Source organism: Streptomyces sp. NPDC001816 (assembly GCF_042892235.1).
Taxonomy (GTDB): Bacteria; Actinomycetota; Actinomycetes; order Streptomycetales; family Streptomycetaceae; genus Streptomyces.
This window is the reverse complement of record NZ_JBIATY010000010.1, coordinates 198978-210398: the sequence shown is the minus strand read 5'-3', so window position 1 is coordinate 210398 and position 11421 is coordinate 198978. Positions and strand designations below refer to the sequence as shown.

Annotated in this window: 11 protein-coding genes; 2 read left to right on the top strand and 9 right to left on the bottom strand. The window is 73.1% G+C overall.

From position 1 onward, the window contains the following. Positions 1–250 precede the first annotated feature (250 nt). From ACFYZZ_RS31710 to fmt, 8 genes are all read right to left on the bottom strand, one after another. Positions 251–1693, bottom strand: coding sequence for a GuaB1 family IMP dehydrogenase-related protein (locus ACFYZZ_RS31710; RefSeq protein ID WP_389183181.1), 1443 nt, complete (start codon positions 1691–1693; stop codon positions 251–253). Positions 1694–1826: 133 nt separating this feature from the next. Next, positions 1827–2156 carry a barstar family protein gene (locus tag ACFYZZ_RS31705; protein WP_389183179.1) on the bottom strand — a complete coding sequence of 110 codons (330 nt, stop codon included), beginning with the start codon at positions 2154–2156 and terminating at the stop codon, positions 1827–1829. Next, on the bottom strand, positions 2153–2287 hold the full coding sequence (locus ACFYZZ_RS31700) for a hypothetical protein (RefSeq protein ID WP_389183176.1): 135 nt from the start codon (positions 2285–2287) through the stop codon (positions 2153–2155). The genes ACFYZZ_RS31705 and ACFYZZ_RS31700 overlap by 4 nt, the downstream gene beginning before the upstream one ends. 51 nt (positions 2288–2338) lie before the next feature. Further along, entirely contained in the window at positions 2339–3382 is a 1044-nt protein-coding gene (locus tag ACFYZZ_RS31695; RefSeq protein WP_389183173.1) for a sugar-binding transcriptional regulator, read from the bottom strand. A 90-nt stretch (positions 3383–3472) separates the two neighbouring features. After that, positions 3473–4159 carry a ribulose-phosphate 3-epimerase gene (rpe, locus tag ACFYZZ_RS31690; RefSeq protein WP_389183170.1) on the bottom strand — a complete coding sequence of 229 codons (687 nt, stop codon included), beginning with the start codon at positions 4157–4159 and terminating at the stop codon, positions 3473–3475. A gap of 131 nt (positions 4160–4290) precedes the next feature. After that, the gene (locus tag ACFYZZ_RS31685) at positions 4291–4953 is read right to left on the bottom strand and encodes a GAP family protein (RefSeq protein ID WP_389183167.1); all 663 of its coding nucleotides are present in this window, start codon (positions 4951–4953) and stop codon (positions 4291–4293) included. Between the two features lie 80 nt (positions 4954–5033). Beyond that, positions 5034–6461, bottom strand: coding sequence for an RsmB/NOP family class I SAM-dependent RNA methyltransferase (locus tag ACFYZZ_RS31680; RefSeq protein WP_389183164.1), 1428 nt, complete (start codon positions 6459–6461; stop codon positions 5034–5036). A gap of 101 nt (positions 6462–6562) precedes the next feature. Beyond that, positions 6563–7495, bottom strand: coding sequence for a methionyl-tRNA formyltransferase (fmt, locus tag ACFYZZ_RS31675; protein ID WP_389183161.1), 933 nt, complete (start codon positions 7493–7495; stop codon positions 6563–6565). A gap of 221 nt (positions 7496–7716) precedes the next feature. On the opposite strand from fmt, the gene ACFYZZ_RS31670 reads away from it, so the two are divergent. Further along, on the top strand, positions 7717–8268 hold the full coding sequence (locus tag ACFYZZ_RS31670; RefSeq protein WP_389183159.1) for a hypothetical protein: 552 nt from the start codon (positions 7717–7719) through the stop codon (positions 8266–8268). A gap of 88 nt (positions 8269–8356) precedes the next feature. Here the strand turns inward: ACFYZZ_RS31670 and ACFYZZ_RS31665 are convergent, their stop codons facing one another. Next, on the bottom strand, positions 8357–10504 hold the full coding sequence (locus ACFYZZ_RS31665; protein ID WP_389183156.1) for a primosomal protein N': 2148 nt from the start codon (positions 10502–10504) through the stop codon (positions 8357–8359). A 57-nt stretch (positions 10505–10561) separates the two neighbouring features. Between ACFYZZ_RS31665 and ACFYZZ_RS31660 the strand changes: the two genes are divergently transcribed. After that, the gene (locus ACFYZZ_RS31660; protein ID WP_389183153.1) at positions 10562–11365 is read left to right on the top strand and encodes a S1 RNA-binding domain-containing protein; all 804 of its coding nucleotides are present in this window, start codon (positions 10562–10564) and stop codon (positions 11363–11365) included. The last annotated feature ends 56 nt before the right edge of the window (positions 11366–11421 follow it).

Genomic DNA, 11421 nt, shown 5'->3' with positions numbered 1-11421 from the left:
ACGTACAGCGCAGCACCCTATGAGGCGGGCCTTAACGGGCGTAATGCAGCAACCTTGCGCGTCCCCGCATGATCATTGCGTTCATCGGGCCGGTATGACAAATCGTTGCGCGTGGGCTGCGGACCGTTGCACGGGCACCTCACCGGCCCGACGGTGCACCCTCTCCCGGCCCCCGTGACCCCGTGCACGCGGACGGCCCCCGCCGTTCCCGAGAGGGGAACGACGGGGGCCGCGGGGAAGCGATTCGGGGTCAGCTCCAGCTGGCGTGCAGCGGCTTGCCCTCCGCGTAGCCGGCGGCGCTCTGGATGCCGACGATGGCCTTCTCGGCGAACTCCTCCAGGGAGCCGGCACCCGCGTAGGTGCAGGAGGAGCGGACGCCCGCGATGATCGAGTCGATCAGGTCCTCGACGCCCGGGCGGGCCGGGTCGAGGAACATCCGGGAGGTGGAGATGCCCTCCTCGAACAGCGCCTTGCGGGCGCGGTCGTAGGCCGACTCCTCGGACGTACGGTTGCTCACCGCGCGTGCGGAGGCCATGCCGAACGACTCCTTGTACAGGCGGCCGTTGTTGTCCTGCTGGAGGTCGCCCGGGGACTCGTAGGTGCCCGCGAACCAGGAGCCGACCATCACGTTGGACGCGCCGGCCGCGAGGGCCATGGCCACGTCGCGCGGGTGCCGCACACCGCCGTCGGCCCACACGTGCTTGCCGTACTTCTTCGCCTCGGCGGCACACTCCAGGACGGCCGAGAACTGCGGGCGGCCCACGCCGGTCATCATGCGGGTGGTGCACATGGCGCCCGGGCCGACACCGACCTTGATGATGTCCGCGCCGGCGTCGATCAGATCCTTGACGCCCTCGGCGGAGACGATGTTGCCCGCGACGATCGGCACCTGCGGGTCGAGGGCGCGCACCTGCTTGATCGCGCTGATCATCGACTCCTGGTGGCCGTGCGCGGTGTCGATGACGAGCGTGTCCACGCCCGCGTCGAGCAGCTGCTTGGCCTTCTCCGCGAAGTCGCCGTTGATGCCGACGGCGGCGGCGATGCGCAGCTTGCCCTCGGCGTCGGTGGCCGGCGTGTACAGCGTGGCGCGCAGGGCGCCCTTGCGGGTCAGGATGCCGGCGAGCCTGCCGTCCTTGTCGACGGCCGGGGCGTAACGGCGGTTGTGCGCGTCCAGGGTGCTGAAGGCCTCGTGCGGGTCGATGTCCGCGTCGAGCAGCAGCAGGTCCTTGGACATGACCACTTCGAGCTGAGTGAAGCGGTCGACGCCGCTCAGGTCCGCGTCGGTGACGACACCGACGGGCCGGTGGTCCTCGTCGACAACCACACCGGCGTTGTGCGCCCGCTTGGGCAGCAGGGCCAGGGCGTCGGCGACGGTCTGGTGCGGGGCCAGCACGATCGGGGTGTCCAGCACCAGGTGGCGGCTCTTCACCCAGGTGATGACGTCGGTGACCACGTCGATCGGGATGTCCTGCGGTATGACCACCAGACCGCCGCGCCGGGCGACCGTCTCGGCCATGCGGCGGCCGGCGATGGCGGTCATGTTGGCGACCACGAGCGGGATGGTGGTGCCCGTGCCGTCGGGCGAGGCGAGGTCCACGCCCTGACGCGAGCCCACCGCGGAGCGGCTTGGCACCATGAAGACGTCGTCGTACGTCAGGTCGTACGCGGGCTGGATGTCATTGAGGAAACGCACGTGCCGCACATCCCAGTCGATCAGAGGTGACCCCCCGACGGGTGCGCCAGGGGGAAAAGAGCACGTACTTCATTGTCCCATGACGGGGTGCCCGCCATGCCCCCACAGAACATCCAGGCTGGTCGGGGCGGGTCTAGGAGGATCCTCCAAGGGCCAGGACGACGGCGAGCGCGGGGGTGCGGTCCACCGCCTCGGCGAACACGTCCTGCGCGGTCCGCCACTCGCCCGGGTTCGCCTCGGCGTAGGGCCGCCAGTCCCGCACGACGACCAGCAGTCCCTGCTCGACGGCGCCCTCGGGCCAGACGGTGTGGTCGGAGAGGGAGTCCACCAGCGCGTCCCAGTTGCGGCCGAACCAGTCGGGCAGCGCCAGGGCCCGGGCCGTGCGGTCCATCAGGCCCGCCTTGTCCGTGACACCCCCGAGGTCGAGGGTGACCGTGAGCCGGCCCGCCAGGTCTTCACTCATCTCAGCACCGCCCGGAACGAGTTGTAGTGATCACAGCAGCCCTTGAGCAGCACGGAGAGAAAGACCAGCAGCCCGGCGGGCGCGCGGGGAGCGCGCCGCGGGAACGGCGAGGGGACGGACCGCAGCAGCATGCCGAGGATGCTGCCACGGCCGTCCCGTAACGGCGTCGCCACGACCCGCCGTCAGACCCCGTCCGGGTCCGTGCGGCTGAGCGCGGGCTTCGGCGTCGGCCCCGCCGTCATCAGGTAGTCGGCGGCCGAGGTGTCCGTCACCAGGCTGGTGACCAGCCCGGAGCGCAGCACCGCGTCGATCGCGGAGGCCTTGCGCTGACCGCCGGCGATCGCCACGACCTCGGGGACACGGCGGAGCTGGTCGGCCTTGACCGTGATGCACCGCTCCCCCAGGTCCCGTCCGACCCGGCGCCCCTCGGCGTCGAAGAGGTGCGCGGCCATCTCGGCGGCGACACCGAGCGAGGCGTAGTGCGCGCGCTCCTCGTCGCTGAGCATGTCGTGCACCGTCGAGATGCCCGGCTCCCAGGAGCCGATGGAGACGCAGGCGACCGTGACCTTGTCGAAGTACTCGTAGGCCCGGGCGATCCCGGTCTGGTTGCGCAGCGCGGCCGCGGTGGCCGCGTCCGGCAGCAGCATCGGCGCGTAGATGGGGTGCGCGTCACCGCCCGAGACCTGTGCGGCACGCCGCACCGCCTCGACCGAGCCGCGCTCGGACGTCCCGGCGTCGTACACGCCCGTCAGCTGCACCACCGTGCACGGCGGCAGCCGGTCGAGCGCCGCCGCCATGTGGATGGTGGACCGGCCCCAGGCCAGCCCGAGCACGTCCCCTTCGTTGACGAGTTCGCCGAGCAGGTCGGCGGCGACCTCGCCGAGGTTCTCGGGGTCGGGGGTCTCCTCGGCCTCGGCCGGGGATTCGACCACGACTGCGTGCCTCAGGCCGTACCGGGCGCGGAGCGCGTCGGAGCGCTCGGCGTCCAGTTCGGCCGGCACACGGATCTCGATGCGTACGAGATCCCGTTCGAGAGCGGTCTCCAGGACCCGGGCCACTTTGAAGCGGCTGACGCCGAACTCCTCCGCGATCTGGATCTTGGACTTGCCCTCGAGGTAGAAGCGGCGGGCCATGGCCGCCGCCTGCACCAGCTCAGCGGGTCCCATCCGCATGGCTGACCGGCCCGCCGACATACCCGACACGGCGATCTCCTCACTGCTGTTCACACTCTGGATTCGCCGTTCATCCTTGCAGATTCGGCGGAACTGACGTGCCCTGAAGGGCGCCGAGCACTTAACCGTTCACGTAGCCGTGGCTCAGTGGTCGCATGCCCACGAGGCCTTGGCGGTCGCGGAATCCGCCTGGGCGCGCAGCGCCCGCACCGCCTCTGCCGGGTCCGCGGCCCCGTAGACCGCCGAACCGGCGACGAAGACGTCCGCCCCCGCGTCCGCGCACTGCTCGATGGTGGACGCCGACACGCCGCCGTCGACCTGCAGCCACAGCTGGAGGCCGTGCTTGCCGATCAGCTCACGGGTGCGGCGGATCTTGGGCAGCATGATGTCGAGGAAGGCCTGGCCGCCGAAGCCCGGCTCGACCGTCATGATCAGCAGCATGTCGAGCTCCGGGAGGAGGTCCTCGTACGGCTCGATCGGCGTGGCGGGCTTCAGCGCCATGGAGGCGCGGGCGCCCTTGGCGCGGATCTCCCGGGCGAGCCGCACGGGGGCGGCCGCCGCCTCCACGTGGAAGGTGACGGACGAGGCACCCGCCTCGACGTACTGGGGCGCCCAGCGATCGGGGTTCTCGATCATCAGGTGGCAGTCCAGCGGGGTGTCCGTCGCACGGGCCAGCGACTCCACGACCGGCACGCCGAGCGTGAGGTTGGGGACGAAATGGTTGTCCATGACGTCGACGTGGAGCCAGTCGGCTCCCTCGACCGCCTTCGCCTCGTCCGCGAGGCGGGCGAAGTCGGCGGACAGGATGCTGGGGTTGATCTGCGCGGCCATGACCCAAGCCTGCCATGTCCGGGGCACTGATGTTCGCGCCGGTCCACAGGCGAGACCGTTCATCACACTTGTGGGACTGTATGCGGGTGGCTGTGGACAACCGGCCGGCAGGACATGGGGCAGGGCGTGTTTCACGCGGTGAGCTGGTAGATGCTCTTCCCGGTGAGGTAGAGCCCGAGACCCAGGCAGAGGATCACGATCGCCTGCTGCTGGTGGCCCTTCATCCAGGCACGCAGCCGGAGCAGCCGGGGCTTGGCCTTCTCCGGTGCGAACACCACGTACAGCTCGATGGCGAGCAGACTCGCCGTGGCGAGCAGACAGAAGGCGAAGAGGACGAGCCAGGTCACCGGGTGGGACAGGTCGGCGGACACCACCGTCGTCGCTCCTGCGGCGATCATGCCCCAGGGCTGCAGGAGCACGGCCAGGCCCGCCGAGGTCCACACCGTGGTGCGGTCGAGTTCGGACGTCAGACTCGGCTGCTCCGGCGGGCGCCGGTTGCCGCGTTCGGCGACCATGCGGCGGCGTCGGCGTTCGCCATAGACGACGAGCCCCACCCCGATCGCCAGCTTCGCCGCGAGCACGGCCGTCGACGGCGCCGATCTCGGTGCCGGAGGGTGTCCACCGGTCAGGGCCAGGACCAGGGCGATCACCGCGACCAGGCACGCCAGCCAGCTCAGGATGAAGACGAGTCCCTTCCACACGCCCTTCGCCGAAGCGACCACCAGGACGAACGCGGCGAGCGGCAACGGATCGAGCGTGATGGCAAGGGCGATCAGCAGCAGATCGAGGACCATGGCGACCCCACCATGTCGGGACATCCCGAGCGTAAGCGGGGGCGGCCGACCGCACCTCCCGGCGGCGGCCGCCCGTGCCGTCAGCCGGTGCGGCGGATGAGCGCCAGGTACATCGCGTCGGTGCCGTGCAGATGCGGCCACAGCTGCACGTCCGGTCCCTCGCCGAGCGCGGGGACACCGGGGAGCAGCGGCCGGGCGTCGATCAGCTCGGCCTCCGGGTACTGCTTGAGCACGTCGGAGACTACCGCCCGGGTCTCGGCGAGGTGCGGCGAGCAGGTGGCGTAGCCGACGACGCCGCCGACGCGCACCGAGTCCAGCGCGGTGCGCAGCAGGGCGCGCTGGAGCGGTGCGAAGTTGTCCAGGTCCTCGGGGCGCCGCCGCCACCGGGCCTCGGGGCGCCGCCGCAGAGCGCCGAGTCCGGTGCACGGCACGTCCATCAGGACGCGGTCGAAGGTGCCGGGCCGCCACGGCGGCCGGGTCCCGTCGGCGGCGATGACCTGGTACGGCCCCGGGTTGCCGTGCAGGGCCTTCGCCACCAGGCCCGCCCGGTGCGGCTGCTTCTCGGAGGCGAGCAGCGCGGCCCCGCGTTCGGCGGCGAGGGCGGCCAGCAGCGCGGCCTTGCCACCGGGACCGGCGCAGCCGTCGAGCCACTTCTCGTCGGGACCGTCGATCGGGGCGTTGGCCAGCGCGAGGGCGACCAGCTGGCTGCCCTCGTCCTGCACACCGGCCCGCCCGTCGCGCACGGCCTCGACGGCACCCGGCTCGCCGCCCTCGGTGAGCCGCACTGCGTACGGGGACCAGCGCCCCGGCACGGCGGCGTCCTCGCGGAGCAACTCCTCGGTGGTGGCCCGCCCGGGCCGCGCCACGAGGGTCACCTCGGGCCGCTCGTTGTCTGCCTCCAGCAGATCCTCGATCCCGGCCCGCCCGCCACCGAGGGAGTCCCACAGCGCGGAGACGACCCAACGGGGGTGCGAGTGCACCACGGCGAGGTGGTCCTCGGGATCCTTGTCATAGGGCGGCGCGACCTTCTCCAGCCACCCGTCGAGGTCGTCCTGCGCGACCTTGCGCAGCACGGCGTTGACGAACTTGGCCCGCCCGTCCCCGAGCACCACCCGCGCCAGCTCCACCGAGGCGGACACGGCCGCGTGGGTGGGAATCCGCGTCCCGAGCAGCTGGTGGACACCGAGGCTCAGCACGTCGAGCACCGGCGGGTCGACCTCCCTGAGCGGCCGGTCGACACACGCGGCGATGACGGCGTCGTACGTCCCCTGCCTGCGCAGCGTCCCGTACACCAGCTCGGTGGCGAGGGCGGCGTCCCGCGCGTCGAACTTTTCGGGTCCCTCCTTCTCCCGCGCCTTGCGCAGCAGCGGCGGCAGCACGAGGTTGGCATAGGCGTCCCGCTCGTCCACCGCGCGCAGCGCCTCGAAGGCCAGCATGCGGACGGGGTCCTTCTGGGGACGGCGGTAGGGCTTGGCGGGCCGGTGCGGCCGCCGGGACTGCTCGCTCACGAAAAAGGTGCTCCGGATGTGAAGAAGAGGGTGCGGTTCCCAGCGTACGTCGGGACACCGCAACCCCCGCCTTCCGGGACCCGGGCTCAGGTGGGCGGGCCTCAGCTCCCGAGCCGCTCGCCCTCGGCGATGCGCACCCCGCGCGCCCAGTCGGCGGCCCGCATCGGCTTCTTGCCCTGCGGCTGCACCCACAGCAGCTCGACGGCGTACGACCCGGTGCCCACGTGCACGCTGTTCTTGCCGACCGCGAGCTGCCCCGGGGCGAGGTCGGTGCGCTCGGGCACGGGCCTGACCTGGATGAGCTTGAGCCGCTCGGCGCGGAAGGTGGTCCAGGCGCCGGGCGCCGGCGTGCAGCCACGCACCACCCGGTCGACCCGCAGCGCGGGCGTGGCCCAGTCCACCTGGGCGTCCTCGACGGTGATCTTCGGCGCGAGGGTGATCCCCTCCGCCGGCTGCGGTACGGCCTTCAGCGTGCCGTCCTCGATGCCGTCCATGGTCGCCGCGAGCAGCCCGGCACCCGCGAACGCGAGCCGGGTGAGCAGGTCCCCGCTGGTGTCGGTGGCCCGGATCTCCTCGGTGACGGTGCCGTACACCGGACCCGAGTCGAGCCCCTCCTCGATGAGGAAGGTGGAGGCGCCCGTGATCTCGTCGCCCGCCATGATGGAGTGCTGCACGGGGGCTGCGCCGCGCCAGGCGGGCAGCAGCGAGAAGTGCAGGTTGACCCAGCCCTGCGCCGGGATGTCCAGAGCCGCCTTGGGCAGCAGGGCGCCGTAGGCGACGACGGGGCAGCAGTCCGGGCCGATCTCCTTCAGCCGCTCCAGGAACTCCGGGTCCCTGGGCCTGACCGGCTTCAGCACCTCGATCCCGGCCTCCTCCGCCCGTTCGGCCACGGGCGACGCGACCAGCCTGCGGCCCCGTCCGGCCGGCGCGTCGGGCCGCGTGACGACGGCGGCCACCTCGTGCCGCCCGGAGGCGATGAGAGCGTCCAGAGCGGGAACGGCGACCTCGGGGGTACCGGCGAAGACGAGCTTCATGGGTGGGTTGGGGCCTCTCGGGCGGGGTCGGACGGGCAACGCACAAGTCTATGACGATGGAATGCGGGGGGTGCGCGGGTGGGAGACAGGCGTACGCATATGCCTGTACGCCCCCACCCCGTGACCAGCGGAGCGCAAACGCGTTGGTCAAGAGAGAGTTGACCACATCGGGCCGCTTTGGCGGCCCAATTCCTTTCAACGCCGGTTCGAGAGGCTTGTTCATGGCCGACCACGCCACCCACGACGCCCAGGCCCGGGCCAGCCTGCACTTGCTGGTGCGGGACATCGAGCGGGTCCGCCGGCAGGTGGACGCACTGCGCACGCTGACCGCCCAGTTGGGCAACGTCTACCGCCCGCGCCGCTCCGGCCCTTCCACGGGCTTCGTCGTCTACGGACGCGCCCCCGCCCCGACGGTCCGCCTCGCGCAGGAACTCCGGGACAGTGTCGAAACCCTGGTCACGGCCGCCGTGGACTTCGACCGCTCACTCGGCTTCTCCTGGGACGCGGTGGGCTCTGCGCTCGGGGTCACCAAGCAGGCGGTGCACCGCCGTTACGGCGCCCGCCGCGCCGCGGCCCAGGCGGCGGCCGAGACGGAGCGTTCGACGGAGCCGACCGGCACCCGGACGCTCAACGTGAGCGCCGGCCTGCCCAGCCTGCCCACGGTGCCGACGGTGCCCGCGGCCCGCTCCATGCCGACCCAGCCGACCGCGGGCAGCCCGACGCTGCGCGACGACGCCAGGCCGACGGCCTTCCCCGGCCCGCGCAACGGCTGACGCGACGGCCGGCGCCCTCACTCTGCCCTCCCGGGCGGCCTCCGGGAGGGCAGCCGTATGCCGGGCCTCAGCGCCCCCGTGGGCACGGTCACCCGATGTCCGGCGGATCGATCCGCACCCGCACCGCTTCCCCGCCGCCCCGCGCCATCCGCGCGGCCTGAGCCGCCTTCAGGGCGGCGGCCAGCGCGGCCCCGCTCCCCGGCGGCACCCGCACCAGCGCCCGCTCCCAGTGCTCACCGGGCGGCGGCGCCCCGGGCCTGCGCTGTCGCCCGGGGAGCGTGGGCGGCACCGGAACCGGCCCCAACACCTCGGCGTCCGACGGCAGTTCGACCGCGAGCAGGAACTCGGCGACCGCCTCGGCCCGGCCCGACACGGCCGCCATCCGGGACACCGGCGGGAACCCCAGTTCGGCCCGCTCCGCCAGCTCCCGCACCGCATGCCCCACGGGATCCCACCGCACCAGCGCCTGCACGGGCCGCAGGGTCGGCTCGGCCACGACGACGACGGTCCCCCGCTCCCCCTGCGGCCGTACGAGCGCCCCGGCCGCGATCCAGCGGCGCAGCGCGTCCTCACCGGCCCGCAGGTCGGGCCGCCCGAGCATGGCCCAGCCGTCCAGCAGCAGGGCGGCCGCGTACCCGCCCTCGGCGACCGGCTCGGCTCCCGGGGTGCTCACGACCAGCGCCGGTGTGCCCGGCACGGTGTCCAGCACATGCTCACGCCCCGACGTACGCACCGGTACCGCGGGAAAGGCCCGCCCCAGCTCCTCGGCGGTCCGCCGCGCCCCGACCACCTGGGCGCGCAGCCGGAAGCCTCCGCACTCGGGGCAGTGCCAGGCCGCCTCCTCGCGCCCGCACCAGCCGCACCGCAGCGCACCCGCGTCCTGCGCCTCCAGCGGCCCGGAACAGTGCCGGCAGCGGGCGGGCGCCCGGCACTGGGCACAGGCCATGCGCGGCACGTACCCCCGCCGGGGCACCTGGACCAGCACCGGTCCGTGCCGCAGCCCCTCCCGGACCGCCTGCCAGGCCAGGGTGGGCAGCCGGGCGGCGCGGGCGGCCTCGTCGCGCGCGAGGTCGTCGTCCCCGACGGTCCGCACCAGGGGCGCGGCCCGCCGTACCTGCTCCCGCCCGGCGACCAGCGGCCGCGCCCAGCCGCTCTCCACGAGCTGCGCGGCCTCGACGGTGCAGCTCCAACCGCCCAGCAGAAAGGCGCACTTGTCCAGCGCTGCCCGCAGCAGCAGCACGTCCCGCGCATGCGGCTGGGGGGCGTGCAGCTCGCTGTGGCTGTCGTCCCCGTCGTCCCAGATGGCGACGAGTCCCAGATCCCGCACGGGAGCGAACATGGCCGCCCGCGTCCCGACCACGGCCCGCACGCTCCCCCGCCGCACCGCGAGCCACTGCGCGTACCGCTTCTCGGGCCCGGCGTCGGCGGTGAGCAGCGCGTGCCGGCCCTCGCCGAGCAGCGCGGTCAGCGCGGCGTCGACCCGCGCGGCGGCCCGGCCGTCCGGTACGACGACGAGCGCGCCACGTCCGGAGGCGAGCGTCGCGGCGACGGCCCGGGCCAGCTCCTCGCTCCACAGCGGACCCGGCAGCGCGTTCCACACCCCCCTCGGCGCTCCCCCGGAGGCCAGCGACTCCAGAAGGGCACCCCCGTGCTCGTACCGCGCCCACGACCCGGTGTCGGGCGCGGCCGGCGGTGGCAGGGGCGCGGGCGACGGGCGCTGCTCGGCCCGCGCGCTGCGCGGCGGCACGGCGAGCTGGAGCACATCGGCGAGGCTTCCCGCATAGCGGTCGGCGACGGCTCGCGCGAGCCCCAGCAGCTCTTCGCTCAGCACGGGCTCGGGCGACACGACCTGGGCGAGGGCGGCCAGCGGCCCGGAGTACTCCGACTCGGCCAGCCTCTCGATGAGAAAACCGTCGATGAGCCCGCCGCCCTCACGACGCCCCTCGCGCACCCGATGCCGTCCGGCCCCGAACCGCACCCGCACGCGCACGCCAGGCTGGGCCTCGGCGTCCAGCTCCTCCGGCACGGCGTAGTCGAAGTACCGGTCGAGATGCAGCACGCCCTTGTCCACGAGCACCCGCGCGACAGGCAGCTCCTTGGCCAGCGCGGCCCCCCGCCACGTCCGCGGCTTGGCCCGGGGCACCTTGGCCCCCCGCACGGTCTCCCGGATGAACGCGAGCTGCTCCGGCGGCGCCCCTGCGCCACCGCCGTCCCCCGATCCGTTCTCGCTGCTCACGCTTGCATTCTTACCAAACGGCACCGACAACGGACGCCCGTGCCTAGGCTCGCGGCCATGTCCGAACCCGCACCCGACCCGCTCGAACGACTCCGTGAACGCCTCGCGGCCATCCCCGACGGGGAGGTCAGGACCGGCACGGTGGCCGGCTTCGGCGAGCGGGGTGACGTGCTCGTACAGCTCGACGGGGACGATCCGCAGGCGCCCACCGGAAGCATCCCTCGGCACCTCCTCTCCTGGACCGCGTTCGACGACCCCGGGGAGGTGGTGTCGGTCGGGCAGCGGATCACGGCCGAAGTGTTCGGCATCGACGAGCAGAGCGGCCATGTCACGCTCTCCGCCAAGGCGTGCGAGGACGAGGCCCTGTACGGGTATCTGCGCAGCAAGCAGCGCGGGGATGTCGTCACGGGCACGGTGGCCGCCGTGCACAACTTCGGGGTCTTCGTCCGGCTGGACGGGGAGCCCGCGCACCCCGCCTATCCGGGGACGGGCTTCGTCCGCATCCCCGAACTGACGTGGTCGCACATCGACCACCCGGAGGAGGTGGTCCGGCCCGGACAGCGGGTCACCGGCGAGGTGATCGACACCGACACGTACCAGGGCGAAGTGGTCGTCTCGCTCAAGGCCCTCCAGGAAGACCCCTGGGACGCACTCGCCGCGGGCACGGGGGACGTCGTGACAGGACCGGTCACCAAGGTGATCCCCTTCGGCGTCTTCGTCCGGGTCGGCGCGGCCGCAGAGGGCCTGGTCCATGAGTCGGACCTGGACGGACGGGCCGTGCGCGAAGGGCAGGAGCTGACGGTCAGGATCGTGGAGATCGACCGGGTCCTGCGCAGGATCCGGCTGGCGCCCGCAGACTGACGGCGCACACGCCGAGGCCCGGCCCCCCGAAGGGAGACCGGGCCTCGGTGAGAGAG